Origin of the sequence: Rothia sp. P5764 (genome assembly GCF_048512965.1) — a bacterium.
Classification (GTDB): domain Bacteria; phylum Actinomycetota; class Actinomycetes; order Actinomycetales; family Micrococcaceae; genus Rothia.
Genome location: NZ_JBLXXQ010000001.1, coordinates 735,012 through 759,288, shown reverse-complemented (window position 1 = coordinate 759,288; position 24,277 = coordinate 735,012). Strand labels below are relative to the sequence as shown.

At 53.8% G+C, this 24,277-nt stretch carries 26 protein-coding genes, 3 tRNA genes and 2 rRNA genes; 23 read left to right on the top strand and 8 right to left on the bottom strand.

The features are described from left to right. Positions 1 to 139: 139 nt before the first annotated feature. The 9 genes from gyrB (at position 140) to ACN08Y_RS03460 (ending at position 7,898) form a co-directional block, all read left to right on the top strand. Positions 140 to 2,167, top strand: a complete 2,028-nt coding sequence (gene gyrB, locus ACN08Y_RS03500) for a DNA topoisomerase (ATP-hydrolyzing) subunit B (protein ID WP_419100718.1) — start codon at positions 140 to 142, stop codon at positions 2,165 to 2,167. 71 nt (positions 2,168 to 2,238) lie between these two features. Continuing rightward, complete coding sequence (gene gyrA, locus ACN08Y_RS03495; protein WP_419105197.1) at positions 2,239 to 4,878, top strand: DNA gyrase subunit A; 2,640 nt, start codon at positions 2,239 to 2,241, stop codon at positions 4,876 to 4,878. Then, positions 4,878 to 5,387: a DUF3566 domain-containing protein gene (locus tag ACN08Y_RS03490; protein ID WP_419100716.1), complete on the top strand. Its 510-nt coding sequence runs from the start codon at positions 4,878 to 4,880 to the stop codon at positions 5,385 to 5,387. Before gyrA ends, ACN08Y_RS03490 begins: the two co-directional genes overlap by 1 nt. Positions 5,388 to 5,576: 189 nt before the next feature. Then, a tRNA-Ile gene (locus ACN08Y_RS03485) sits at positions 5,577 to 5,650 on the top strand. Between the two features lie 35 nt (positions 5,651 to 5,685). Further along, positions 5,686 to 5,793 (top strand): DLW-39 family protein, encoded by a 108-nt coding sequence (locus ACN08Y_RS03480; RefSeq protein WP_419100715.1) that lies wholly within the window; start codon positions 5,686 to 5,688, stop codon positions 5,791 to 5,793. A gap of 12 nt (positions 5,794 to 5,805) precedes the next feature. Further along, a tRNA-Ala gene (locus ACN08Y_RS03475) sits at positions 5,806 to 5,878 on the top strand. Positions 5,879 to 5,881: 3 nt separating this feature from the next. Continuing rightward, a 5S ribosomal RNA gene (gene rrf / locus ACN08Y_RS03470) occupies positions 5,882 to 5,998 on the top strand. A 413-nt stretch (positions 5,999 to 6,411) separates the two neighbouring features. Further along, positions 6,412 to 7,608 carry an inorganic phosphate transporter gene (locus ACN08Y_RS03465; protein WP_419111842.1) on the top strand — a complete coding sequence of 399 codons (1,197 nt, stop codon included), beginning with the start codon at positions 6,412 to 6,414 and terminating at the stop codon, positions 7,606 to 7,608. Continuing rightward, positions 7,608 to 7,898 carry a hypothetical protein gene (locus ACN08Y_RS03460; protein ID WP_419100779.1) on the top strand — a complete coding sequence of 97 codons (291 nt, stop codon included), beginning with the start codon at positions 7,608 to 7,610 and terminating at the stop codon, positions 7,896 to 7,898. Before ACN08Y_RS03465 ends, ACN08Y_RS03460 begins: the two co-directional genes overlap by 1 nt. A gap of 260 nt (positions 7,899 to 8,158) precedes the next feature. Here ACN08Y_RS03460 and ACN08Y_RS03455 read toward each other — a convergent pair whose 3' ends face one another. Next, positions 8,159 to 8,344, bottom strand: a complete 186-nt coding sequence (locus ACN08Y_RS03455) for a MerR family transcriptional regulator (protein WP_419111841.1) — start codon at positions 8,342 to 8,344, stop codon at positions 8,159 to 8,161. A gap of 96 nt (positions 8,345 to 8,440) precedes the next feature. Between ACN08Y_RS03455 and ACN08Y_RS03450 the strand changes: the two genes are divergently transcribed. The 3 genes from ACN08Y_RS03450 (at position 8,441) to rrf (ACN08Y_RS03440) (ending at position 9,469) form a co-directional block, all read left to right on the top strand. Continuing rightward, positions 8,441 to 9,175 (top strand): AAA family ATPase, encoded by a 735-nt coding sequence (locus ACN08Y_RS03450; RefSeq protein WP_419111440.1) that lies wholly within the window; start codon positions 8,441 to 8,443, stop codon positions 9,173 to 9,175. Between the two features lie 101 nt (positions 9,176 to 9,276). Beyond that, a tRNA-Ala gene (locus tag ACN08Y_RS03445) sits at positions 9,277 to 9,349 on the top strand. A gap of 3 nt (positions 9,350 to 9,352) precedes the next feature. Next, positions 9,353 to 9,469: ribosomal RNA gene (rrf, locus tag ACN08Y_RS03440) — 5S ribosomal RNA — on the top strand. A gap of 237 nt (positions 9,470 to 9,706) precedes the next feature. Here the strand turns inward: rrf (ACN08Y_RS03440) and ACN08Y_RS03435 are convergent. Next, a complete protein-coding gene (locus tag ACN08Y_RS03435) occupies positions 9,707 to 10,306 on the bottom strand; it encodes a hypothetical protein (RefSeq protein ID WP_419111840.1) in 600 nt (199 codons plus the stop codon). 237 nt (positions 10,307 to 10,543) lie between these two features. On the opposite strand from ACN08Y_RS03435, the gene ACN08Y_RS03430 reads away from it, so the two are divergent. Together ACN08Y_RS03430 and ACN08Y_RS03425 are read left to right on the top strand one after the other, a co-directional pair. Further along, positions 10,544 to 11,068: a peptidylprolyl isomerase gene (locus ACN08Y_RS03430; RefSeq protein WP_419098802.1), complete on the top strand. Its 525-nt coding sequence runs from the start codon at positions 10,544 to 10,546 to the stop codon at positions 11,066 to 11,068. A gap of 95 nt (positions 11,069 to 11,163) precedes the next feature. Continuing rightward, positions 11,164 to 11,943 carry a rhomboid family intramembrane serine protease gene (locus ACN08Y_RS03425; RefSeq protein WP_419111442.1) on the top strand — a complete coding sequence of 260 codons (780 nt, stop codon included), beginning with the start codon at positions 11,164 to 11,166 and terminating at the stop codon, positions 11,941 to 11,943. A gap of 330 nt (positions 11,944 to 12,273) precedes the next feature. On the opposite strand, the gene ACN08Y_RS03420 is transcribed toward ACN08Y_RS03425, so the two are convergent. The 4 genes from ACN08Y_RS03420 to ACN08Y_RS03405 form a co-directional block, all read right to left on the bottom strand. After that, positions 12,274 to 12,504 (bottom strand): CsbD family protein, encoded by a 231-nt coding sequence (locus tag ACN08Y_RS03420; protein ID WP_419098804.1) that lies wholly within the window; start codon positions 12,502 to 12,504, stop codon positions 12,274 to 12,276. Between the two features lie 87 nt (positions 12,505 to 12,591). After that, positions 12,592 to 12,756: a ribosome recycling factor gene (locus tag ACN08Y_RS03415; RefSeq protein WP_419111839.1), complete on the bottom strand. Its 165-nt coding sequence runs from the start codon at positions 12,754 to 12,756 to the stop codon at positions 12,592 to 12,594. A gap of 169 nt (positions 12,757 to 12,925) precedes the next feature. Then, on the bottom strand, positions 12,926 to 14,299 hold the full coding sequence (locus ACN08Y_RS03410) for a galactokinase (protein WP_419111838.1): 1,374 nt from the start codon (positions 14,297 to 14,299) through the stop codon (positions 12,926 to 12,928). A gap of 101 nt (positions 14,300 to 14,400) precedes the next feature. Continuing rightward, on the bottom strand, positions 14,401 to 14,973 hold the full coding sequence (locus tag ACN08Y_RS03405) for a TetR/AcrR family transcriptional regulator (RefSeq protein WP_419111837.1): 573 nt from the start codon (positions 14,971 to 14,973) through the stop codon (positions 14,401 to 14,403). Positions 14,974 to 15,063: 90 nt separating this feature from the next. On the opposite strand from ACN08Y_RS03405, the gene ACN08Y_RS03400 reads away from it, so the two are divergent. The 4 genes from ACN08Y_RS03400 (at position 15,064) to ACN08Y_RS03385 (ending at position 17,862) form a co-directional block, all read left to right on the top strand. Continuing rightward, positions 15,064 to 15,762, top strand: coding sequence for a hypothetical protein (locus tag ACN08Y_RS03400; RefSeq protein WP_419111836.1), 699 nt, complete (start codon positions 15,064 to 15,066; stop codon positions 15,760 to 15,762). A gap of 81 nt (positions 15,763 to 15,843) precedes the next feature. Then, on the top strand, positions 15,844 to 17,049 hold the full coding sequence (bioB, locus tag ACN08Y_RS03395; RefSeq protein ID WP_419105191.1) for a biotin synthase BioB: 1,206 nt from the start codon (positions 15,844 to 15,846) through the stop codon (positions 17,047 to 17,049). Between the two features lie 183 nt (positions 17,050 to 17,232). Beyond that, complete coding sequence (locus ACN08Y_RS03390) at positions 17,233 to 17,601, top strand: hypothetical protein (RefSeq protein WP_419098810.1); 369 nt, start codon at positions 17,233 to 17,235, stop codon at positions 17,599 to 17,601. Between the two features lie 33 nt (positions 17,602 to 17,634). After that, entirely contained in the window at positions 17,635 to 17,862 is a 228-nt protein-coding gene (locus tag ACN08Y_RS03385; RefSeq protein ID WP_419111446.1) for a hypothetical protein, read from the top strand. 109 nt (positions 17,863 to 17,971) lie between these two features. Here the strand turns inward: ACN08Y_RS03385 and ACN08Y_RS03380 are convergent, their stop codons facing one another. After that, positions 17,972 to 18,478: a MarR family winged helix-turn-helix transcriptional regulator gene (locus ACN08Y_RS03380; RefSeq protein ID WP_419111447.1), complete on the bottom strand. Its 507-nt coding sequence runs from the start codon at positions 18,476 to 18,478 to the stop codon at positions 17,972 to 17,974. A gap of 258 nt (positions 18,479 to 18,736) precedes the next feature. Then, positions 18,737 to 19,588: a PRD domain-containing protein gene (locus ACN08Y_RS03375; RefSeq protein ID WP_419098813.1), complete on the bottom strand. Its 852-nt coding sequence runs from the start codon at positions 19,586 to 19,588 to the stop codon at positions 18,737 to 18,739. Between the two features lie 149 nt (positions 19,589 to 19,737). Here ACN08Y_RS03375 and brnQ point away from each other — a divergent pair, with 149 nt between their 5' ends. The 5 genes from brnQ (at position 19,738) to ACN08Y_RS03350 (ending at position 24,219) form a co-directional block, all read left to right on the top strand. Then, on the top strand, positions 19,738 to 21,069 hold the full coding sequence (gene brnQ / locus ACN08Y_RS03370; protein ID WP_419111835.1) for a branched-chain amino acid transport system II carrier protein: 1,332 nt from the start codon (positions 19,738 to 19,740) through the stop codon (positions 21,067 to 21,069). Positions 21,070 to 21,448: 379 nt separating this feature from the next. Beyond that, positions 21,449 to 21,916, top strand: a complete 468-nt coding sequence (locus ACN08Y_RS03365; protein ID WP_419111834.1) for a fluoride efflux transporter FluC — start codon at positions 21,449 to 21,451, stop codon at positions 21,914 to 21,916. Then, the gene (locus tag ACN08Y_RS03360; RefSeq protein WP_419111833.1) at positions 21,913 to 22,287 is read left to right on the top strand and encodes a fluoride efflux transporter FluC; all 375 of its coding nucleotides are present in this window, start codon (positions 21,913 to 21,915) and stop codon (positions 22,285 to 22,287) included. The genes ACN08Y_RS03365 and ACN08Y_RS03360 overlap by 4 nt, the downstream gene beginning before the upstream one ends. Before the next feature lie 104 nt (positions 22,288 to 22,391). Next, positions 22,392 to 23,015: a VanZ family protein gene (locus tag ACN08Y_RS03355; protein WP_419111832.1), complete on the top strand. Its 624-nt coding sequence runs from the start codon at positions 22,392 to 22,394 to the stop codon at positions 23,013 to 23,015. Between the two features lie 241 nt (positions 23,016 to 23,256). After that, a complete protein-coding gene (locus tag ACN08Y_RS03350; protein WP_419105184.1) occupies positions 23,257 to 24,219 on the top strand; it encodes an MIP/aquaporin family protein in 963 nt (320 codons plus the stop codon). The last annotated feature ends 58 nt before the right edge of the window (positions 24,220 to 24,277 follow it).

Below are 24,277 nucleotides of genomic sequence, written 5' to 3'. Positions count from 1 at the left end.
AAGCCCCGGTGCGGTAGAATTGGCAGAGAATACGCGCGCCCAGAATAAGCGGGCCTTGATGATCTGTCTGCCTATACTGCCAGCATCTTGTGCCTGACCATTGGGCGCGATACCGACCATGCAAGGAGCCTAATCACCCGTGGCAACTGAAGAAACTTCCCACGAATACGGCGCCGCCGACATCACGGTCCTCGAAGGCCTTGAAGCTGTGCGAAAGCGCCCCGGTATGTACATCGGCTCAACCGGGGAACGCGGCCTGCACCACCTGGTCTATGAAGTCGTCGATAACTCTGTCGACGAAGCTCTGGCCGGATACGCGGACCTCATCGAGGTCGTCATTCAAAAAGACGGCGCAGTTCGAGTCTCCGATAACGGGCGAGGCATTCCCGTAGATGAACATCCCACCGAGAAAAAGCCCACCGTTGAAGTTGTTATGACTATTCTGCACGCGGGCGGTAAGTTTGGTGGCGGCGGCTATGCGGTATCGGGTGGTCTACACGGCGTGGGTATCTCGGTCGTTAACGCTCTCTCAACACGCGTTGAAACCGAAGTGCGCCGCCAGGGCTACAGCTGGCACATCAGCTACGCTAACGGCGGTAAAACCGCTAAGCCCCTGACTCGCGGTGAAGCCACCGACGCTACCGGCACCACGCAGACCTTCTACCCCGACCCCGAAATCTTTGAAACCGTCGATTTTGATTTCGAGACCCTCCGTGCTCGCTTCCAGCAGATGGCCTTCCTCAACAAGGGTCTGACTATCCGTCTGACCGATGAGCGAGAGCTGCACGAAGGTGATGAGGTTGCCGGTGAGGACAAACCCGCTACCCTACCACTCAACCAGGTCGGCCCTAGCGCTGAGGGTTACAAGAGCGTCACCTACATGTACGAGAACGGCCTCTACGACTACGTCAACTTCTTGAACACTTCAAAGAAGCTTGCGACCGTGCACGATGATGTCATCGCCTTTGAAACCGAAGACACCGACCGCATGATGAGCCTGGAAGTTGCTATGCAGTGGACTGCTGCCTACAAGGAGTCGGTCCACACCTATGCCAACACCATCAACACCCACGAGGGTGGTACCCACGAAGAGGGCTTCCGTGCTGCACTGACCACCCTGATTAACCGTTTTGCTCGTGAGAACAAGCTCCTGCGTGAAAAGGACGACAATCTGACCGGTGAGGATGTCCGTGAAGGTCTTACCGCCGTGGTCTCAGTCAAGATTTCTGAACCCCAGTTTGAGGGCCAGACCAAGACTAAGCTGGGTAACTCCGAGGTTAAAGCCTTTGTTCAGCGCGTCATTATGGACCAACTGGGCGACTGGCTGGAACGTAACCCCTCAACCGGTAAAGAGATTGTCCGCAGGGCTATTACCTCTGCCCAGGCGCGTCTGGCGGCCCGTAAGGCGCGTGAAACTACCCGCCGTAAAGGCCTGCTGGAGAGCGGCTCTATGCCGGGTAAGCTCAAGGATTGCTCATCAAAGGACCCCTCGGTATCCGAGATTTATCTGGTGGAAGGTGACTCCGCGGGTGGTTCTGCTGTACGCGGCCGTAACCCCGAGACCCAGGCTATCTTGCCCCTGCGCGGCAAGGTTCTTAACGTTGAGCGCGCTCGCCTTGACCGCGCCCTATCAAACGCTGAGATTCAGTCACTGATTACCGCTTTTGGAACCGGCATCGGTGAGGACTTCAACATTGAGAAGGCTCGCTACCACAAGGTTGTGCTGATGGCCGATGCGGACGTCGATGGCCAGCACATCACTACCCTGCTACTGACCCTGCTCTTCCGCTACATGCGTCCCTTGATTGAGGCAGGCTACGTCTATCTGGCTCAGCCTCCGCTGTACCGGATCAAATGGTCTAATGCTCCGCACGACTACGTCTTCTCGGACGCTGAGCGCGATGTTGCCTTAGAGCGTGGTTATGCCAAGAGCCAGCGCCTGCCCAAGGATAATGGCATTCAGCGTTACAAGGGTCTGGGTGAGATGGACTACACCGAGCTCTGGGATACCACCATGGATCCTGCTCGCCGCACCCTGCTGCAGGTTCGCATGGAAGATGCTGCTGCCGCTGATCAGATTTTCTCCATCTTGATGGGTGAGGACGTCGAAGCCCGTCGAGAGTTTATTCAGCAGAACGCAAAAGACATTCGTTTCCTTGATATCTAAGGCATTTATTCCACAAAGGGAATATATGCAAAATCTGGAATATATAGGTCAAGGACAAAGAAGAGGAACTTATGAGCGACGATAACACCAAGGGCTCAGAACAGCCCCTAGAGGGCCAGCTGCTTGATACCCCAGAGGGGCCCGGCGATAAGGTCGAGGTAGTTGACCTACGCTCCGAAATGGAACGCTCCTACCTGGACTACGCTATGGCGGTCATTATTGGCCGTGCGCTTCCCGATGTGCGCGATGGCCTCAAGCCTGTGCACCGTCGCGTCATTTACGCGATGTATGACGGTGGCTACCGCCCCGAACGCTCCTTCAACAAGTGTGCCCGCGTTGTGGGCGAAGTGATGGGGCAGTACCACCCCCACGGTGACTCCGCTATTTATGACACCCTGGTTCGTCTGATTCAGGACTGGGTCATGCGCTACCCCCTGGCCCTGGGGCAGGGTAACTTTGGTTCACCAGGTAACGACGGTGCGGCAGCTCCCCGTTACACCGAAACCAAGATGGCCCCCATGGCGCTTGAGATGGTACGGGATATCAACGAGGACTCCGTAGATTTCCAGCCCAACTACGACGGTAAGAATCAGGAACCTGTTGTCCTACCCTCCCGCTTTCCCAACCTGCTGGTTAACGGCTCATCGGGTATCGCCGTGGGCATGGCCACCAATATTCCGCCGCATAACCTGCGCGAAGTAGCCGAGGGTGTGCAGTGGTTCTTGCAGAACCCGCAGGCCTCGAACGAAGAGCTTCTTGAGGCGCTGATTGCCCGTATTAAGGGTCCTGACTTCCCCACCGGCGCCACTATCTTGGGTCATAAGGGCATTGAAAATGCCTACCGGACCGGGCGTGGTTCTATCACCATGCGTGCCGTGGTGAACGTCGAAGAAATCCATGGCCGCACCTGCCTCGTCGTCACTGAATTGCCCTACCAGGCCAACCCAGATAACCTGGCTGTCAAAATTGCTGAACTGGTCAAGGATGGCAAAATTACCGGCATCGCTGATCTACGCGATGAAACATCTGGCCGTACCGGTCAGCGACTGGTCATCGTGCTCAAGCGTGATGCGGTGCCCAAGGTTGTGCTGAATAACCTCTATAAGCACACCCAGCTGCAGGAAAACTTCTCGGCTAACATGCTGGCTATCGTGGATGGTGTGCCCCGCACGCTTTCGCTCGATGCCTTCATCCGCCACTGGGTTAACCACCAGATGGAAGTTATCGTTCGCCGTACTCGGTACCGTCTACGCCAGGCTGAGGAAGAAGCGCATATTCTGCGCGGCCTGCTGAAGGCTCTGGATGCCCTGGATGAGGTTATTGCCCTCATTCGTCGTTCACCCACCGCCGATGAAGCACGTACCGGGCTGATGGAATTTCTGGATATTGATGAGGCTCAGGCTCAGGCTATCCTCAACATGCAGCTGCGTCGCCTGGCTGCTCTGGAGCGTCAGAAGATCCAGGATCGTCACGATGAGCTCATGCGCATGATTGACGAGTACAACTCCATCATCGCTTCTGAGGACCGCCAGCGCACTATTATCTCCGAGGAGCTCTCAGAGATTGTTGGCCGTTACGGTGATGAGCGCCGGACCAAGATTCTGATGGGCTACGACGGTGATATGTCGATGGAAGACCTGATCCCCGAAGAGGAAATGGTCGTTACCATTACCCGTGGTGGCTACGTCAAGCGTACCCGGAGCGACCAATACCGGTCCCAGCATCGTGGTGGCAAGGGAATCAAGGGTGCTGCTCTGCGTGGCGACGACGTGGTGGAACACTTCTTTGTGACTTCCACTCACAGCTGGATTCTCTTCTTCACTAACCTGGGGCGTGTGTACCGTACCAAGGCTTACGAGCTGATGGAAGCAGGGCGCGACGCCAAGGGCCAGCATGTTGCTAACCTGTTAGCTTTCCAGCCCGAAGAAACCATAGCAAAGGTCATGGAACTGAAATCCTATGAGGATGCTCCGTACCTGGTGCTTGCCACTAAGCGGGGCCTGGTCAAGAAGACCGCGCTATCTGACTATGACACCAACCGTGCCGCAGGTGTGATTGCGATTAATCTGCGCGAGGGTGATGAGCTGGTCTCTGCCCAGCTGGCAAGCGCTGAGGACGACCTGCTCCTGATCTCTAGGCATGGGCAGTCGCTACGCTTTACTGCCAGCGACGAAGCCTTGCGCCCCATGGGTCGTGCGACATCCGGTGTAACCGGCATGAAGTTCCGTCAAGGCGATGAGCTTTTGTCAGCCAACGTCGTCACCGATGACTCCTTTGTTTTCGTTGTCACCGCTGGTGGTTATGCTAAGCGCACCCAGGTTGATCAGTACCGTGTTCAGGGGCGTGGTGGCTTAGGTATCAAGGTCGCAAAGCTGGCAGAAGACCGTGGTGATCTGGTGGGTGGCCTCATTGTGAGCGAAGAAGATGAGGTCATGGTTGTTATGCAATCGGGCAAGGTGGTTCGTACCGCTGTTGCCGAGGTTCCCGCTAAGGGCCGCGATACCATGGGTGTTATCTTTGCTAAGCCCGGTAAGAATGATGAGATTCTTGAAGTTGCTCGTAACTTTGAACGCAACATTGATGAGGCAGAAGACACCGACGAAAACGGTGCCGAAAGCTCAGAAAATCCGGCAGATGAAGTAACTTTAGAAAATGACACATCACCGGCGGATACTGATGCTGATTCCGCAGAAGCACACGGAGGTAACTAGTGAGTACCAATAGCAAGGGCACAGCCCCGCGCCCCGCACCGCGAACTGGCACTCCGCGTGCCTCGCAGGCTCGAAACCGAGCTGGCGGCACTTCCAGTTCGGCAGGACCTCAGCGTAAGCCGCTGGTTCGTCCCGCCCCTCGGTCTAAGATTCGTCGTGCCCGTCTGGTAGTTGCAAAGGTTGACACCTTCTCCGTTGCTAAGCTGGTCTTCCTACTTTCGGTGGCTGTCGGTATTGTCACGGTTGTTGCAGCTGTGATCCTGTGGCTGGTTATGCAGGCTTCAGGTGCTTTCCAGAGCATTAATGACCTGCTGCAGCTCTTGGGTACTACCGGTGACGCCGTGGATATCTCGGAGTACCTGTCGCTGGGTCAGGTAGCGCTCTACAGCACGATTATCTCGGTTATCAATGTTGTTCTGTTTACTCTGCTGGGCACCCTGTCTGCCATGCTCTACAACGTCGCCGCTAAGCTTGTTGGCGGCGTGGGGGTCACTCTGACTGACGAATAGGTTTGAAAACCTCTCAGTAGCTTTCATGGCGGCTTCTCGCCCCCCTTATCGGGGGGAGGGGAGCCGCCTTGGGTTTATGGGGCAGGTGGCTATTGACCTCAAAAATGGATGTGAGTCAGAACATATCTTTTCGATTTGGCAAGGTTCCAAAATCTGTGTAAAGTTATATTTCGTTCTGATGAACACCAAGGGCGTATAGCTCAGACGGTTAGAGCGCTACACTGATAATGTAGAGGTCCCAGGTTCAATTCCTGGTACGCCCACTCACCTTGGTTGAAAGGTTGGCATGAAGAAATTTATGACAATCACACTGGTTGCAGTTGCTACGGCAATAGCAACAAAGGTAGCCAAGGATTCTCAGGAGAATAAAAAAACTTGGGAAGAAGCTACAGATAAAATTTCATAGGTAGCACCCGATGGGGGCGTGGCGCAATTGGTAGCGCACCTGCTTTGCAAGCAGGGGGTTAGGGGTTCGAGTCCCCTCGCCTCCACTCTTCGGTGATTATAGCAAGAGGGAAACACCCGGTCCCATCCCGAACCCGGAAGTTAAGGCTCTTAGCGCCGATGGTACTGCACTGGCGACGGTGTGGGAGAGTAGGTCATCGCCGAATTAAATGTGATGGAAAGGCTCCGATCAAAAGATCGGGGCCTTTCTTTTGTATTAAGGTCACTCTGTATTACTTCAACTAAGGGTTGAGTTTGGGTAGGGTGGGTGATAAAAGCCACGGGGCTTTAAGGTGAACACTAGGTAAACAAATTTGTGTTGAGGATTGTTGTTGCCAGAGCAGCGTGTGGGTTTGTGCCCTAAAAGCCCTGCTTTGAGATATTGTTTTAAAGAATGATGGCTTTAAAAATTACCTTTGACTAGTAATAACGTAATTCTGACTAGCCTGCGGCCTGCCCTCACGCTCCTGTTTGTATGCGTTTTTTGGGTTTTATGAAACTTAAACAATATTTAAGGCTCTTCTCATCTGGTGGTGGGTTGAAGTTTTCCAAAATCTGCTGAGGCAACAACAATAGATACGTGACTACAGAACTGATCATCCTGGCGATTGTCGTCCTCACAGCTTTGGCTTTCGACTTCACCAACGGATTTCATGACACAGCAAACGCTATGGCATCCTCCATTGCTACCGGTGCGCTCAAGCCCAAAGTAGCTGTGGCTCTCTCAGCTGTCCTTAACCTGGTAGGCGCTTTCCTCTCCATTGAAGTGGCTAAAACCGTGGGGAAAGGCCTGGTAGATCTTAACACCACAGACAATGGGGCAAGCCTCATGCTGATTGTGTTCACCGGTCTGGTGGGCGCTATCTTATGGAACGTTTTCACATGGCTGTTGGGGCTACCATCTAGCTCATCCCATGCCCTCTTTGGCGGTCTCATCGGTGCAACCTTAGCTTCACTTGGCACAGATGGGGTGCTCTGGGAAGGTGTGCTGATGAAGATCATCGTTCCTGCTCTGATGGCTCCGCTGATTGCCGGTGCTGTTGCAGGTATCGGTACCATTCTGGTGTACGCCTCAACCCGCAAGGTATCTGCTAACCGTAAGAAGAAAAACTTCCGTTTCGGTCAGATTTCAGCTGCCTCTCTCATGTCTTTGGCTCACGGTACAAACGACGCTCAGAAGACCATGGGCGTTATCTTCCTAGCTCTGGTTGCTGCCCAGAAAGTTGACCCTAATGCTGAAATTCCTTTCTGGGTTCGTTTTGTCTGCGCCGCCGCTATCGCATTGGGAACCTATCTGGGTGGCTGGCGCATCATTAAGACCTTGGGTAAAGGCATCGTCGATATTGACGGACCCCAGGGGCTTGCAGCTGACGGTTCTTCGGCGGCTATCATTCTGACCTCGTCCCATTTTGGTATGGCGCTTTCGACAACCCACGTAGCGACCGGCTCCATCATTGGTTCGGGCCTGGGGCGTCGCGCAAAGGTACGCTGGTCAACCGCCCGCCGTATGGTGATCGCCTGGATTATTACTCTGCCCGCAGCCGGTGCAGTCGGCGCTATCACCTGGTTTGTCGGTAACTACATCAACCTCTTCACCGATAGTAACTGGGTGGGGGAAGCAACTGTCTTCCTAATCCTGGTTGGTTTCTGCTTCTTAATGTGGGCTCATTCCCGCAAGAGCGCTGTTAGCCACATTGATCTGCATTCGGGTGAAGCAGTCACTGCTCGTGAGGTGCTTAAAGAAACCTTGCCCGCTAGTGGGAAGGCCGGTGCCTAATGTTGATTGTCGATATCTTTCATAAGATTTACCCCGTATTCTTGGCTGGCCTGGTGTTTGGCGCTGGACTCCCTGCCCTGTATGCCTTGGCGGTACGGCTGATGAGCGGTGCCGCCGGTGAAACGGAAGAAGGCGCAGTGCTTGAAACCGAACCGAATTTCCTTGCCCGTACTGCCGCCTATCTGATCTTTGTTGTTTTAGTCCTCGCTGTTATCAGCGGTATCCTATGGATTGCTAAGGACTTCCTCTACGCCTACACCGGCTTTAACTTTTTGGGTGTTGCTGGCTAGCTCAAGGCCTAGCATGCACCCAAGGGAAAAGGGGTTCCTGATTGCAGTCGGTTAGGAACCCCTTTTCGTGGGTGAGTTTTAGGCCCACTCTGCTGTCTCCATGCTTACCCCGTGGGCAGCTGCATTGGATACGATAGCGGCAACGAGCCATTCCGTGAGTCCCGGCTCTTGGGCATCCTAGTGGGCAGTGAATCGTGGACTAGCGCTCTAGCCCTGTGCAATAAGAACATGCTTGGAGTGAGTCACAGGGAGCCGGTGGCTCAGTAGATAAGGGTGTGTTGAACCTTCTCGATATCTTGAGTCGTGTAGAGACGAGCGCTCTCACTACCGCGTCTACTGGGGCGTAGTAGGTGTATTTCACCCCAATAGTGCAGGGTTCGTACTGTTAGTTCCAAAAGCTGGGCCGTTTGGCTGACTGTTCGGTACCGTTTATCTCCCGTGCTCACTAGGCTAGAAGCCTCATGTTCCGTGAGAGCAAGTCATAATAATTTTTCTTCCTAAGGCCTTGGGTCACAAAACCTCAGCAATCTAAAGTTGAGGCTATGACCGAATTCCTCAACCTTCCGCTGAGACGCATTATCGCTAGAGCTGAAGACAAACCTGCCCCAAGCGGTGCTTGGCCCTATAATCTCGCCATCACTCGTCGTGCTCTTGATGGGCTGGATTTTGGTGCGCTGACCGTCATAACGGGTGAAAACGGGGCAGGTAAATCAACCCTGGTGGAATCTATTGCTGAGGCCTACGGGTTACCCCTAGGTGGTGGTGATGCGCAGGTTGCCCGGCCCGGTTATGAAAATTCATCTGCTTTTGGTTTTGCTTTACAGGTAGTGCGCGGGGCTGCGCGGCGGCGTGCCGGTCTTTTCTTGCGGGCAGAAGGCTTGCTTGCACATCTTGAGTACCTGGCAGAGCTGCAATCTGACCGGGCCAAGAAGATGCTCAGGCTCTCTCACGGTGAGAGTACTCAACGGTTTTTGGAATACGCTCAGGAAAACTACGGCCTGTGGATTCTTGATGAACCGGAATCTGGTCTCTCTTTGAACGGTCAGCTCCAGCTCTTGGCGCGAATCCTAGATTTTCTGCAATCTGGAGGTCAGGTTATCCTCTGCACGCACAGCCCCCTGCTGGCTTCGCTTGCCGACTTCCGTGATGAGCAAGTGTGGGAAATAGGGGAGTGGGGCCTGCGCTTGAGGTCCTGGAGGGAACTTGAGATGGTTCGGGACTGGCAGGCTATTTTGCAAGAACCCGGGTGTTACCTTAGGTATTTGGCGGAGAGCTAGCTCAAGAAAAATAAAAATAGTGTGGTGCAACTAACCGCTCATTTGATAGGCTGGTGTTGCGCGTGTAAAAAACGTGTAGTAGAGTAGAAGCATAACACCACGGGGGCGTGGCGCAATTGGTAGCGCACCTGCTTTGCAAGCAGGGGGTTAGGGGTTCGAGTCCCCTCGCCTCCACTCTTCGGTGATTATAGCAAGAGGGAAACACCCGGTCCCATCCCGAACCCGGAAGTTAAGGCTCTTAGCGCCGATGGTACTGCACTGGCGACGGTGTGGGAGAGTAGGTCATCGCCGATTTAAATTTAGTTCAAAGAAACCCTAGGCTGAAAAGCCTAGGGTTTCTTTTTGTCTTCAGATGAGACCTAGCCCATGAACAGCACCTCAAGGGTGCTAGCCCGCCAGATTTCCCCCTCACCTGCCCTGCGTCGCATGTTCCTGGTAGAGCTTTGCGCCCGGCCCCACCAATTTTCACAGAAAGGGGGGCCTGTCTCTTATAGAGACAGGCCCCCCTTCTTTAACTCAAGGCAGGAAAGGTTAGGCCGCAGGGGTCTTCCAGGGATCCTCGACAGGGCGTGAAGCCTTGTAGGCAGCAACGCCAGCAACAAGGCCAGCAACCAGCAGGCCAAAGACCAATAGGCCCTTGCCGCCACTCTTAGCAGCCTTCTTCTGTTCCTTAGCATAAGACTTAGCGGCCTTAGCGGCAGACTTTTGAGCTTTTTTCAGGGCTTTCTTATCGCCGGTCACCTTGGTTGCTAGAGTTTCAACCGCAGCCGGTGCCTCTACATCCGAAATCTTACCGGCCACAGTTGAGGCAACGCCGGCTGCTTTGATTCGAGCCTGAGCTACAGCACCTTCTACCGCAGGTGTTACATCGTTCACCTTTGACTGAATTTTATCGGCAAGGCTGCCTTGAATCTTTTCAGCCTTCTGTACGCCATCCTGGGCAACCGAGCGAGCGTTCTTGCCGAGCTGGTGTGCTTTTTTGCCGGTCAACTTCTCGGCACGACTGAACTTTTTCTCCGCTAGAGCAGTCAATTTATCTGCCTTCTTACCGGACTTCTTAGTAGCCTTCGCCAGCAGCTTCTCTGCCTGCTTCTGGGCCTTCTTAGCCTTGCTCTTCTTACATAGTTCCATGGTCTCTCCTTAGAGTCTTAACCTGCTTGCAGTTTTGCCTTCCCGGCTCAACTAAATGAACTAGCAGGTTTTACTAGTATCTCATTATCAGCTTACTTTCTATCATTCAAAATAGGGTTTGGATACCTCAAAAAACACCCGTGTTTCTCTACTCGCTGAAGTTGAGCCGCTTTCGCTTAGTGCAAAAGCACAGCGAATAGCTAGCGGGTATTGAACACCCCGTGCAAGAATAGGGACATGACTGCAACTGCAAAAGCAACAATTCACACCAACCACGGTGACATCGTCGTTAACCTCTTCGGTAACCACGCACCGGTAACCGTCAAAAACTTCATCGGCCTGTCCGATGGTAGCCAGGAATGGCGCCACCCCCGCACCGGCGAAGCACAGAACGGCCCCCTCTACAAGGACGTTATCTTCCACCGCATTATCCGCGACTTCATGATCCAGGGTGGCGACCCCCTCGGCCAGGGTATCGGTGGACCCGGCTATCAGTTCAAGGACGAGATCCACCCTGAACTCTCCTTCAACAAGCCCTACCTGCTCGCTATGGCTAACGCAGGCCCCGGCACCAACGGCTCACAGTTCTTCATCACCACCGTTGAAACCCCCTGGCTCAACGGCCGCCACACCATCTTCGGTGAGGTTGCAGATGAGGACTCCAAGAAGGTCGTTGATGCGATTGAAGGTGTTCCTACTGGCGCCATGGACCGCCCTGTTGAAGACGTCGTCATTTCTTCCATCGACATCGAAGAGCTCTAAATCTCCGTAAAGATTTACTCCAGGCCCGCCCGAACTCTGGGCGGGCCTTTCTGCACTCTGCGCTTATGAGGAGTACATAGAGAAAGGAAGGCCCCGTGAGCCAACAGACAGGCGGTTACGGGTATAAGGATGAACAGGTTTCGGTGTGCCCACGCCACCCTGATCAGATAACCTATGTACGATGTGGGCGGTGTGGCAGACTGGCCTGCGGCAAATGTCAGGTGCCCTTAGAAGTTGGCATGATCTGCGTGGACTGTATGACTGCCGCTCAAGCTACCGCACCTAAAATTCGGTATGCCCGCACCATGCCCATCGTTACTTACATCCTTATCGCTCTCAACTGCCTGGTGTGGGTCCTCCAAATACTCTTCCGCCAGGTCACCCTATTCGGCATTTACAACCCCCTCTACGTGGAATATACGGGACAGTGGTACCGCCTGCTGACCTCAGGCTTTCTGCACTCCACCAGCAACATCACCCATCTTTTGCTCAATATGCTGACCCTCTACCTCTTTGGGCAGGCCCTGGAACCGTTACTGGGACGGTGGAAATTCTTGGCAACCTACCTGCTCTCCATTATTGGAGGGTCCCTGGCGGTGCATCTGATTGCCCAGATGATGGGCACCATGGACACCAGTACGCTGGGCGCATCGGGTGGCGTTTTTGGGCTCTTTGGAGCCTTCTTTGCCCTCTCTCGCGCTCGCAAACAGAGCACCAATGGCATTGTCCTCTTAGTTGTTCTCAACTTTGCCTTTGGTTTCTTTGCTTCTGGTATTTCGTGGGAAGCCCACCTAGGCGGGCTGATTACAGGTGCCGCGGTAGCTACCCTCTTAGACCGTATCCCAACACCTCGGGGTAAGCGACTCAGCCGCTAGTGGGCAGATCAACAAAATGACAAGAACAGTGGGGCGGGTGGCCTATAGCTAGCCAGCCCCACTGTACTTAAACCAGGGTTCCACACAGTTTATCCACAGCTGTTAATAACTACATAGATGTAATTCCACAGATGTTAAAAAACTGTGTATAGCGGAACCGAGCTGATGGAGATCTTGAAATTACATGGATGTAAGAGATTTCCCCAAATTTATCCCCACCTGTGGATAAAGCCTGTGTGGGTAAATAAGCGAATAAAACCCTACGGAATCGCCCCTCCCCAATAAAAAAGCGCCACAGGTACAACCTGTGACGCCCAAGAAGAAACTAACTTAGTCTTTCTTGAAAGAATCTGCAATCCCGGAGAAGGTTTCCTTGACCTTGTCAATACCGTCGCTTACGGCTTGCTTGGCGTCTTCAACCTTGTCCTGTGCCTGAGCTTTGACCTGATCGGTCTTGCCTTCTGCCTCGAGGTGGTCATTACCTGTCAGCTTTCCGCCAGCTTCCTTAGCTTTACCAGCTAGGTTGTCTAGACCGTTTTCAAATTTCTCTTCTGCAGCCATGAGAGGCTCCTTTCATCTATATCCAGAGACGGATAGAACCTTTATAAGGTGATACTTGGGTATTGTTTTGTGGGGTAAACCCAAGCTTTACTTGTTGAATTTCTCGCCCAATTTATTGGCAACATCGGATGCAACGTCCTTGGCCTTCTGAGCAAGGTCGTCGTTGACAACTTCCTTACCGGCCTTTTCATTGACGACGTCCTGCGCCTTCTCGAGGTTCTCGTTGATGGCGTTATTGAGGTCAAAACCCATTTGTTGTTCCTTATGTGAGGTATATACCAGGACGGCAGGAAAGCCATCCCTGAAGCCCAGTTTATGCACTCTCACTGTGAAAAGAAACCCGCCAGGCTGTAGATATGCTGAGATAGTCAGTCCGGCATTCAAGGAGCTGTGCAATACTTTGAGAGGCTGAGAAGAAGTCCTAAAGATCTCTATCGGCAGGGAAGCCTGCTACCATCGGCAAGAACTCAGGCTCATCATAGCCCCCTTGAGCGTAAGCAAGAGCAACCTGCTGGGCGGCCTGCTGTATATGCGCGGCATCCATGAGGGCCATAACAGCGCCACCAAAGCCACCACCCACCAGTCGGGCACCTAAAGCCCCGGCCTTCAAACAGGTCTCTACCGCCACATTAATTTCGGGGCGCGAGACCCGTAGCTCATCGCGCATGGAAACAAAGCTTTCAGTGAAGAGATGGCCCAGCTCAACCCAATCGGTGTGCCCACTCGCAGCTTTAGCTTTTAGAAGATAGGCAGATCGCTCAACCAGCGTCATGTCGTGAAGAGTGTGGCGCACCCAGCCACGGGGGAAATCTAGGGGCTGCCCACTTTCTTCCAGGGCAACCAGTGCGCGGTTGACTGTCTCGTCAATAATATTGAGACGACGCTGTTTGGCCTCGCGCTCGCTGAGGCCGGCGCAGGATAGGTCCTTGGGAAGCGCATTGCGTAGATAGTCGAGCCCCATAGCTTGGGTGACAGCCTCGTTGGCCGCCCGCCGAGCGGCAAACTTTCCACCTGTGAGCTCGTGGGGAGTGTTGGTATTAATAACCAGCCAGGCTAGACCTGCCTTATTCACATCGACCTCTAGCGGTTCAATGGAGAAATCCCTGAAGTTAATGACAAGCGCTTGGCCCGGTGTGGAACGAAGCGAAGCGGTCTGATCCAACCCTCCTGTGCGGGCACCTGCGACCTCGTTCTCAGCTCTGATACAGACCTGCGCCAGGCGCGCCCTGAGCTGGTCATTACCGGGACCTCGATCAGAGGGAAGAGCCTCGGTGGAGTCACAATCAGCTCGTAGAGGGCACGAAAGATCAAGGAGGGCGAGCGCTGTTGAACATTCAATAGCAGCTGATGATGAGAGCCCCCCGCCCACGGGAACCTGCGATGAAATCAGGAGGTCGGCACCAAACTGGTGTGGCAGAGCGATATCTTTGCCGCCTTCCCTATTCATAGCCCAGGCTACTCCGGCAACATAGGTGAACCAGCCCTTAATAGTTCCGGGAGCGATCTCACGAATGACAACAGTGCGGTCATCGCCTGGCATCTGGAGAGATGCAGCCCGCAGAACTCCATCGGTGCGGAGTTTACCTGCAACATAGGTGCGGTAGGGCAGAGGCATGGGCATGCAGGAGCCGCCCAAAAAGTCGATGTATTCCCCCAAGAGATTGAGTCGACCTGGAGCTGACCACACACCGTCTGGTTCCTCCCCATACTTATCGATGAAAGCGGTGCGAGCGGCCTCCACCTGGGCTTCATGGTCGGGCAGAGTTGACCACAGGGGTTCTACACGGAAAGTCACGATACTTATCTTTTCTACAGGCTTCAGGAGCCGGTTGTCGTTCTAGCTACATGTAAAACGTATGAAGCTACTACTTTATTTCTTGTCGAAGGTATCGCAGGCTAATACCCCGGTGGAGTTGAGGGACTGACTGTGAAACCTTTAATCAGGTGTTCCAGGGCAGATATATAGCTTGCCGGGGGATCTGAGGCAGGAGCGGCACCTGTGAGTAGTGCTCTGGTCTGCTCTTCCTCAATCAGGCTGAGAGCCAGATGGAGCAAAGAACTCGCGGCAAGGCCCGCAGAGGATCCGCAGAGGGGTTTAAATTCGCTTTCCAGAATATCTAAAAGATCAAGATGCCCCGGCCCTTGCTCCTGGGGATGCAGTGCAATAGCCAGACGGATTACCTCGGCAGATTCCTTGACCGGCATAAGTTGGGTGTACAGTTCACCGCAGATAATGTCCAACCTACCTGTGCCTGCTCTACCCTGCCTAGATGAGGCGACCAGAACTCTGTGCAACATGCGAGATGCGAGATGAGTAAGGAGCTCCTGCTTATTTTTGACGTGGTAGTAAAGGGCACCCGGTGCGACCCCCAGCTCGGTTGCCAACCTGCGCATAGACAGGTCGGCTAGCCCAAACTGGCGGAGTACTTCAAAAGCTGTATCAAGAATCTTTTCACGGGTTAATGCCACCCCCTCATTGTGTCCTACTTTGAGTTTTCAGAACAGTTAGGCGCTGACCCGGCAGGGCGAAACTGGCGGTAGGGGAGTACATTGGGGAGCATGACTCTTAACTTCTCAGACCTAACCCGCCGCGTCCGGGCGGGGCAGAAGGTCACCGCCGAGGACATCAGCGACGTTCTCACCGCTAGCGCTGCGGCTACCTTCGCCCTCATGGAATTCGCGGCGGAACTACGACAACAGCACTTTGGGACGCTGATGACAGTGACTAACCTGCCGGGGGTAGCGGCAGACGTAAAAGCGGGGGTTCGGTTAGAAATTACCGCACCGCTTGACCCTACAACACTCGTTGCTCTACTTATCGACGAGGGTGAAACACGTAAGGCTCTGGAACTTGATTTTGTGGCAGGGGACAGTGCTCTGCTCCCTATGGAAGCGCTGCGCATTATTGCTGCCGCCCGTATTGCGGATCCTGCTCGTAGTCTTCACCTGGGTTCCAGCAGAGAGGCAACGCTCCGTTCCCTACAGCCCCTTGCTGTGGGTGCGATTGATTCCCTGGTGCTCAACGACAGTCTCGAGGAACCTCGCCTGGTTTTTGAGGACCTCAAACTTATTGTGGGCGCAGGGCTCACTATTGAAGGTGCCGGAGAGCGTGACCTGGTCGCCGAATATGTGGATTACCTGAGTCAGCACGGTGTTGCCGGTGCAGAAACCTACGCTCAGATCGCCCTGAGCGGTTCCGATAAGACAGGTGGGTGCGGTGGCAACTGCGCTTGCGGTAGTGGCGGGTGCGGGTCCTAAAGCAGGCTCAGGCAGGAGAAGTGAAAAAGTCATAGGTGCCCAAAAGTTGAACACTGTTCAAAAACAGTGTTCACTGGTTGCATGACTGACTTTTCTGCTCTTGCCGACAGGGCCCTAGCTGGCCAGCCTGCGACTCGCGACGAAGCGCTCGCCATGCTGACAGCTACCGATGCCCAGACCTTTGCTCTCGTGGATGCGGCTTCGCGCCTGCGCCGTCACTACTTTGGCAACACCGTCAAGGTCAACTACCTGGTCAACCTCAAATCGGGCCTCTGCCCCGAAGACTGCACCTACTGCTCCCAGCGTCTGGGCTCAGAAGCCGACGTGCTCAAATACACCTGGATTAAGGCTGATGAAGCCGTCAAGCAGGCCGGCTACGGTATTGCCGGTGGGGCATCACGTGTGTGCATGGTGGCCTCCGGTAAAGGTCCCACCGATCGTGATGTTGAGCGGGTGGCAGCAATGGTAGAAGACCTCAAAGAAGAACACCCTCAGGTGGAGGTCTGCGCCTGTCTGGGTATCCTCAAAGACGGCCAGGCTGACCGCCTTAAAACTGCCGGGGTAGATGCCTACAATCACAATCTCAACACCAGCGAAGACCACTACGCCGATATCTGCACCACCCACACCTTCCAGGACCGGCTAGATACCGTCGCAAAAGCCCAAAACGCCGGCCTTTCTGCCTGCTCTGGCCTGATTGTGGGTATGGGTGAGACTAATGAACAGCTCGTTGATGCCATCTTTTCCCTCAAAGAACTTGAGGGGGACTCAATCCCGGTGAACTTCCTGATGCCTTTTGAAGGAACCCCGCTGGCAGGAACCTGGGAGTTGACCCCCATGCGGTGCTTACGGATTCTCGCCACGGTCCGCATGGTTGCCCCGGAAAAAGAACTGCGCATGGCCGGGGGGCGTGAAATGCACCTGCGCACTCTACAGCCACTGGCCCTGCATGTGGTGAACTCTCTCTTCTTGGGCGACTACCTCACCTCCACCGGACAGTCAGCCCTCGATGACCTCAAAATGATTCGTGACGGCGGGTTCCTTGTTCTTGGTGCTGAAGACCGTGACCTGGTTTCAGAACACGAAGACTACCTGCGTGCCCATGGAGTAGATCTAGCCCAAGAGTCCGGTACAGCTCTTGCTCCCTGCGGCGCCTCTGGTGGGTGCGGAGGTTGCTCATCCAGTGCTTGCGGTGGGCACGAACCTGCCAAGGCCCAGGAAGGCCCCATCTTTTCCCCCCAGATTCGCCGACGAGGCGTAGGGACGGATGCCACCCCCAACTTCTAGGGTGATTCAGGATGCCGAGAGGTAGATACTCAAGAAATTCTGAGGATTATCCCCTACCATGGGGTAGGTAACCACTCGATAGGCGCTAGGTCTACACCAGGTGTAACTGGACGCTTGTCGCCCTACCCCTAAATATTCTTCCTATAGAATATAGGCATTAAGTAAACCAAAGAATTAGGACCCATGGACCCCAAAGATCTTTCACCGGCATACCTGACTTCCCTTGCGTCTCTGCTTGTAGGAGCTTTACTGGTGAGTGTCAGCTCATCTTTGCTCGCGGTGCTGGGTTGGGTTTTGCTTCTGGCTGGCTTGGGCCTCAATGTCTTCTCTACCTTGGTCATGATTCAGCGTTCCAAGGGCGGACCTCTTCCTGCTCTGCTGACGGGTGGGGAAGGCCAGAAGGAAGCTGAGAGCCTAGGAGAGGTATCAGATACGCAGATTGATGAAGCGGAACCCGTAACTGAGTCTCACGAGATCCTTCCTTCCAACCCTGCGGCAACCTCCGATGAGCGTATCTTCCGCCCCCGCCCCCCTCGTCCGCACGTTCACTAAAGCTCTACCGGCAGATAGGTTATACCTCAGTTCATGGATACAAAATTTCTTTTCTCGCCTGCCTACCTGGTTTCGGTGACAGCTCTCGTTGTGGGAGCTATCCTAAGCGGAACCTCGCTTATGATTGTTGGCTGGATTATTTTTATTGTGGGTCTTGCCCTTAACGCTATGGCTCTAGTTGTTCTTGCCAACCGTGAACAGCTCTATAAGGCACAGAGAGTGGGAGCAGCACCCAAGGGTAAGGCTGGTAAATCCAGCTAAGTTATACCTGGCTGAGGGTGCCAATAGCAGCTTCACATAAGAGAGGGGTTGTACCGTCTTGATGGCTGGTGTGAACCCTTATCTGTAGAAGGTACAAATGACCTATAAGCTATTGCGGGTCCTGAGTTTTGCTCTGTGATGTGATGTTGTTCCGGACAGTTCGCGAAAAAAGTGAAACCGCAAGGGCTATTGAAGGGTCAAGTGCGCTGAAAACTGTGCGCTGTACCTCTCTGGTATATATAGGAGCTGCCTGGCGGTAGACCTGCTGGCCCAAGGGCGTAATTACTATACCTTTACCTCGACGGTCCTGAAGCACAGGCATCTTTGAGACCCACCCTTGCCGCTCAAGAGCTTCAATTTGGTAGGTGAGACGAGAAGCTGAAACGCTGGTAGTTCGCGCAAGATCGCGCATGCGTATAAGCGTTCCTGCGGTGGGAGAGACGCTATTGGCCTCCATGAGAGTTGCCAGAATCTTGTAGTCGGACAGCTTAATTTTTGCTTCTTTTTTGAGGCAACGATCAAGATGGAGATTGAGAGTTGCCAGAGTCTCCGTCAAGTTCCTCCAGAGGCCTTCCTGATCTTTAATGGAACTAGCTGATGGGGTAGATATGGTCACAAAACCTCCTCGCATAAGTCTTGTGAGAGAGTAGATGCGGGGGCGGCTGGAAAAACCCCTACAGGTTTAGCCTAACTCTCGGTTTACCTGTATGGAATACTTGCCTTAAATATTAAGCTACTTTAAGGGAAATATTGGCTTGACCAGCATCTATGTTTATTTTCTGATTCTTTTATGGAGAAGAAAAAATAGACAGATGAACCAGCGTGCATCTTGTTCTCACGCCATGCTGAAAACCCTACCCCTTGCTGGCTTGAGCTATGAGATGCTGTACTGATCCCGGGCAAGCCGGGCAATGTGAATCGTCAGGTAGGTGAGTTCATCGTCGGTCAGTGGCTGGTTAAGGTGCATTTCTAGTACCAGGCGCACCTTGCGGGCACAGGCAAAAGCGCGGGGGTGAGCCTCTCTCATGCTGTCCAAGAGGAGCGGGAGGCTAGGGGAAGAATCCGGAGGCTGGTGCTGAGAGGCTCTCACGAACAAGTATCGAAGATGAGTAACAAAGCGCGCCGCACTCATGAGCGAACGATCAACGGGGCCACCAAAGCCTGCACCAATAACTTCAAAAATCTGGGCAAAAACCTCGGTCATGCGGTAAGTGCTGCCCATATCCTCAGAAGCGAACTGAGAATTAACCAGGTGCATAGCCAGAGGAATAGACTCAATATCGGGCAGCTCAATGCCCATACGGTCTTTAACCAGCTCAAGGGCACGACGTCCAAATCGGACCTCTTGGGGATACAGCTGCGACACCTCAACAGCGAGCGGATAATCGACAGTTAGGCCTTCTTTGGCGCGAATAACCGCATAGTTGATATGGTCAGCTACCGGCACAATAAAAGAATGAGAAATGCTGATACCTTCAGCCTTAACTAGAGACTCCAAATCGGTTGTAATACCCAAAATCTCTGATGGTATTTTTGCCAGAGACCATGACAAACTCTCATCAGACATCCCTGATTCAGGAACAAAAGTCTGTTCAATCAAAGTGGGGTCAACCATGTCCCCCTTGCGCTTGCCGAAAGCAAGACCCTTGCCAATAACAACAATCTGCTCACCGGAATAGGTCTGGGTGAGCGCAACATTGTTATTGTAGATACGAGCAATGCGCACACTGACCCCCCATCTTTATTGCAGAAAGTACCGTATCCCTACCATTCTACCGGTCTGCGGTGCTGAGGTCCCACTCTTTTGTGGACCTCTTGCCCGAAACTGTATAAGCTATAGCTTTCGCTTTCAACAAGAATTGATAACCGCCAGAAATGAACACTACTTCTCGATCATCATTTTCTCCTGCAGGTGTCTTGGTGACAGCCTTGATGCTGTTTTCCATGTTCTTTGGAGCAGGTAACCTTATTTTCCCCGCAATGCTAGGCGCAGAGGCGGGAACCAACTTTACCCCTGCAATAATTGGATTCCTGGCTACTGGTGTGCTGATGCCCATTCTTGCGGTGATTGCTCTTGCTGTGACAGGTCTTGACCTTCATGACCTTGCAAGCCGCGGCGGGCGTATCTTTGCCCTGATCTTCCCACCCCTGGTCTACCTTTCCATTGGTGCTCTCTACGCCCTGCCTCGCACCGGCACCGTAAGTTACGCCATCGCTGTAGAACCTTACTTTGGCGCCCAAGGCATACTACCCACCCTGATTTTCTCCGCGATCTTCTTTGGGATCTCCTATGTGCTGGCCATGAACCCCAGCGGAATTGTTGACGCTCTGGGTAAGTACCTCACTCCAGCACTTGTGGCTTTATTGGTAGCACTCTTTGTGATGGGTTTTTTAACCCTGCGTGAGCCAGCGGCAACTCCCACCGAAGACTACGCCAGCGGCGCCCTTGCTACAGGCTTTGTCAGCGGCTACATGACCATGGACTCCCTAGCTGCCCTTGCTTTCGGGATTATCGTAATTGCCTCCCTACGAGAAAAAGGAATCACAGCCCGCGGTGACCTGCTCCGCGGTGTTGCTCTGGCCGGTATTATCGCGGGTCTACTCCTAGGGCTGGTCTACCTGGGCCTGGGATACATTGGCGGTCATATTAAGGATGGGCAGGGATTCAAGGACGGTGCGGCCCTGCTGACCGAAGCTGCTCACCAGACTATGGGTAGCGCTGGGGCCCTCGTCTTTGGCCTAATTGTACTTCTTGCCTGCCTGACCACCTCTGTTGGGCTTATCGGTGCGACCAGCTCCTTCTTTAACAAGCTGATTCCCGCAGTGTCTTACCGAGCCTGGGCTATCATCTTCACCCTGATTGCCTTTGCCTTGGCTTCCTTTGGCCTCGAAGGGTTGATGAGCTTTGCCATTCCCATCATCACCACCCTGTACCCTCCGGCTCTCACCCTGGTGATTCTTGCGCTGGTAGAAGCAGGTATTAAGGCGCCCTGGATGAACTTTACCCACCGCTTTGCACTGATCATCTCGGTACTGTGGGCGCTGTGCATGACGCTCTCCTCCCAGGGAATTGGGTCTTCGCTCATTGAATCTCTCATCGGCTGGGCACCGGGCCATTCCTACCAGCTTGGTTGGATTGTACCTACCTTGGTTGCGGCTCTGGTTGGTTTTGTTCTCGATACGACGCGGAAACCCCGTAACAGCTAGATTGAGCGCAGTCAGCTGGGACCTGAAAGCATAGAAAAAGGGAGCCTTGCCTCGCACCTTAAGTGCGGGACAAGGCCCCCTTTCTTCTTAATAAAAGAGGCTCGCGCTGAGGGGAACCACAACCATCAACGCGAGCCCGCTCAACGAGTTGCAAGGCTTAACCCTCCAACTCAAACTCAGGAGACCCCGGCAAGGCCACCAAAATCTTCTTCAAAAATAAACAAGTAACAGCTTGCAACAGACTCTACCCGATGGGAGATTGGAAAGAAACAGGTCTTGATGATGGAAATTTAAAGAAGATGATCCAAGGCTTTGAGGGTCAATTTTACCGCCGGTGACCCCTCCTCAGGATGAGCGAACAAGGTGATAGTCTGGGCGGGTGAAACCTAGCCCCTCAGATGCTTTCCTGGTCTTTTGTGGTGGTGGTGTCGGAGCCATTATCAGGGTGGCTCTTACCGCCCTATTCCCCGATTCTGCAGTAGACCCCCTGACTACAGACCCCCTGAACATGTTCCCGGTAACTATGCTTGCCATCAACTGTGCCGGTGCCCTCATTCTGGGAGTACTGACCGGCTTCTTGAACTCTCGTTCAGGGGGACCCTGGGTAAGGTCAGCACGTCTAACTTTAGGCACCGGTGTGCTGGGTGGATTTACTAGCTACTCATCTTTTGCCTTGGCTCTCGCTCAGCTTGGGGCAGCCGGGCAGTACATAGATGCTCTGATTTATCTGGTGCTCTCACTGTTTGGAGGCTATCTGATGGCTTGGTCAGGGTTACGCTGGGGTAAAGTGCTCGGTGGAAGAGAGCACAAGGAAAACTACTTTCAGAAGGGCAGGGGCCCGCGATGATTGCCTTGCTTATTTTCTGTGCTGGTGGACTTGGAGCGGCCTTACGTTTTGTGGTCGATAGCTATTTTAAGGCTTATCTCTGCACCCGGCTCCCGCTGGGGGTCTTCTTTATTAATGTGACCGGATCCCTGTTCTTAGGCCTGCTGACCGGGGTGATAACCCAGAATCAGGCTTCTGATCTTTCAGAAGGTCTTGGACTGGTCTTGGGCGCTGGTTTTCTTGGCGGCTACACGACTTTTTCTACTGCCCTTCTTGAAGCAGTCACCCACCCCGGTAAGGCTGGACCCTTGATTCTTGTCCTGCTACAAGCTGTGTGCGCAACCTTGGCAGCTGCCCTGGGGCTTATTGTAGGGGGATCCCTAGCCCTTTGAGGGGCAGTTATCAGGTGAAGGCCTAGCCCATGAAGGGAACAATAAAATTGACCTCTTATACAAGGGGTTAGAATAAAGGCCCCCGATTCCTACACCCCTGGACTATGCGCTACTACCTTAACTACTCTCTACCTGTGATTCAGCAGGCTATCTGGCTGTGGCTTATATTAGCTCTTGTTGCTCTTCCCCTGACCTGGTGGGGCAGTCGCCACCTTGCTACCCGTGCCCTCGTGCAACGGCTGGGGCGTACCTCAATAGTCCTGTTCTACGCCACCGGAGTGGTCGCCTACACCCTACTTCCGCTGCCGGATCGGGACACCTTTGTCTGCCCGGCGGGATGGGGCAATACCTACCCCCGCTTCTTCCTGGGATGGAGCCTACAGTTTGCCCTGCGGGAACACGGTAGTCTGCTCGAAGCCCTTTTTTCCACCTATATCCTGCAGATGCTCCTCAACATCTTGCTCTTTATCCCCTTTGGGATCTTTGCCTACCTGTTCTGGAAAGCCCATTTTCGTACCGTACTACTGGCCGCCTTTGGGGTCTCCTTGGTTATTGAGTTGACCCAGCTCACCGGGCTCTGGGGATACTACGGGTGTGCGATCCGCACTTTCGATGCCGAGGACCTTTTCAATAACACCCTGGGTGCTGTGCTGGGCTGGACTTTTGTGGTGGCTTGGCAGTGCCGTGGCTACCTGTTGGAGACACTAAAGCGTCTTTTTGCTCCCTAAATGCGGGAATCTGCGCTTGTGAATCCGGGCTAGATTCTTAGTAGGTGGAAATAAATTATGGGTTTTCAATCACATTATCTTGGGTAAATCGCAGGAAATCGCTTAAGTGTTAGAGCACTTTTACCCCTAAGGTCTTGCCCCAACAAACCCACTCATTCACACTTAAACGCAACCGAAACAATTATTTGGGTGAAGACACCGGATAGCACCGGCCCCACGCCCCAGACCGTGCGGAGAACCTGTGAATACCATCAGCCCCTACCTCGCTGAATTCCTTGGCACCATGATCATGGTAACCATCGGTTGTGGTGTCATCGCCACCGTAGAGCTACGCCGCTCAAAAGGCCACGGTGACAACTTCTTCACCATCGCTTTCGGCTGGGGCTTCGCAGTAGCATTTGGTGTGTACGCCTCCCACCACTATTCCGGCGGCCACCTGAACCCCGCCGTTTCTATCGGGCTAGCTGCCTACGGCGAATTTGAGTGGGCCAAGGTGCCCGGCTACATCCTGGCCCAGGTGCTGGGTGCCATGGCTGGTGCCTTTATCGTCTTCCTCAACTACCTACCTCACTGGAAAGCCACCGCTGACCGCAAAATCAAGCTGGGTGTCTTCGCCACCGTTCCCGCCATTCACAACTACTTCACCAACGCTCTCTCCGAGATTATCGGTACCTTCATGCTGGTCTTCTCAGCCCTCTATGTGGGCGTGAACTTTAGCCCTGCCCTCGAAGGCTCCGCTCTGACGCTAAACCTCAACGACGTACTCAAGCCCCTTGCCTTCGGCTTCATGGTTACCGTACTGGTCATCGGCCTGGGCGGTCAGACCGGCTACGCACTCAACCCTGCCCGTGACTTGGGCCCCCGCCTCATGCACACCCTGCTCCCTATCCATGGCAAGGGCCGATCACGCTGGTTCTACGCCTGGGTGCCAATCGCTGCACCTATCTCCGGTGGCATAATGGGCGGCTCCTTCTTCAAGCTCTACTACGACGGTCAGTTCTCTATCTTCCAGATCATCTCAACCGTTCTGGTGGTAGCCGTACTTGGGTTTGGGCTATGGGCTAACACCCACATGTACCGCTCCAAGTCTGCTGAAATCCTGCCCCAGGTAGAAGACACCGCCGCAACCGCCGCATCAGCTGCCGCAACCTATGTACCCACCGGCCAGATTCCCGTGGTCGACAAGAAGCACTTCTGGGAGTAAGACCCACATACAGCCCTTTGCGCCTACCCCGTCCACCTCAAGCTCCTGCTTACAGCAA

Bases quoted from the DNA above. Each gene is read 5' to 3' on its own strand.
- ACN08Y_RS03420 (WP_419098804.1), bottom strand. From the start codon at position 12,504: ATGGCTGCAGAAGAGAAATTTGAAAACGGTCTAGACAACCTAGCTGGT.
- brnQ (WP_419111835.1), top strand. From the start codon at position 19,738: ATGAACACTACTTCTCGATCATCATTTTCTCCTGCAGGTGTCTTGGTG.
- ACN08Y_RS03460 (WP_419100779.1), top strand. From the start codon at position 7,608: ATGTTGATTGTCGATATCTTTCATAAGATTTACCCCGTATTCTTGGCT.
- ACN08Y_RS03355 (WP_419111832.1), top strand. From the start codon at position 22,392: ATGCGCTACTACCTTAACTACTCTCTACCTGTGATTCAGCAGGCTATC.
- ACN08Y_RS03435 (WP_419111840.1), bottom strand. From the start codon at position 10,306: ATGGAACTATGTAAGAAGAGCAAGGCTAAGAAGGCCCAGAAGCAGGCA.
- ACN08Y_RS03415 (WP_419111839.1), bottom strand. From the start codon at position 12,756: ATGGGTTTTGACCTCAATAACGCCATCAACGAGAACCTCGAGAAGGCG.
- ACN08Y_RS03390 (WP_419098810.1), top strand. From the start codon at position 17,233: ATGGACCCCAAAGATCTTTCACCGGCATACCTGACTTCCCTTGCGTCT.
- ACN08Y_RS03400 (WP_419111836.1), top strand. From the start codon at position 15,064: ATGACTCTTAACTTCTCAGACCTAACCCGCCGCGTCCGGGCGGGGCAG.
- gyrA (WP_419105197.1), top strand. From the start codon at position 2,239: ATGAGCGACGATAACACCAAGGGCTCAGAACAGCCCCTAGAGGGCCAG.
- ACN08Y_RS03385 (WP_419111446.1), top strand. From the start codon at position 17,635: ATGGATACAAAATTTCTTTTCTCGCCTGCCTACCTGGTTTCGGTGACA.
- ACN08Y_RS03480 (WP_419100715.1), top strand. From the start codon at position 5,686: ATGACAATCACACTGGTTGCAGTTGCTACGGCAATAGCAACAAAGGTA.
- bioB (WP_419105191.1), top strand. From the start codon at position 15,844: ATGACTGACTTTTCTGCTCTTGCCGACAGGGCCCTAGCTGGCCAGCCT.
- ACN08Y_RS03450 (WP_419111440.1), top strand. From the start codon at position 8,441: ATGACCGAATTCCTCAACCTTCCGCTGAGACGCATTATCGCTAGAGCT.
- ACN08Y_RS03360 (WP_419111833.1), top strand. From the start codon at position 21,913: ATGATTGCCTTGCTTATTTTCTGTGCTGGTGGACTTGGAGCGGCCTTA.
- ACN08Y_RS03430 (WP_419098802.1), top strand. From the start codon at position 10,544: ATGACTGCAACTGCAAAAGCAACAATTCACACCAACCACGGTGACATC.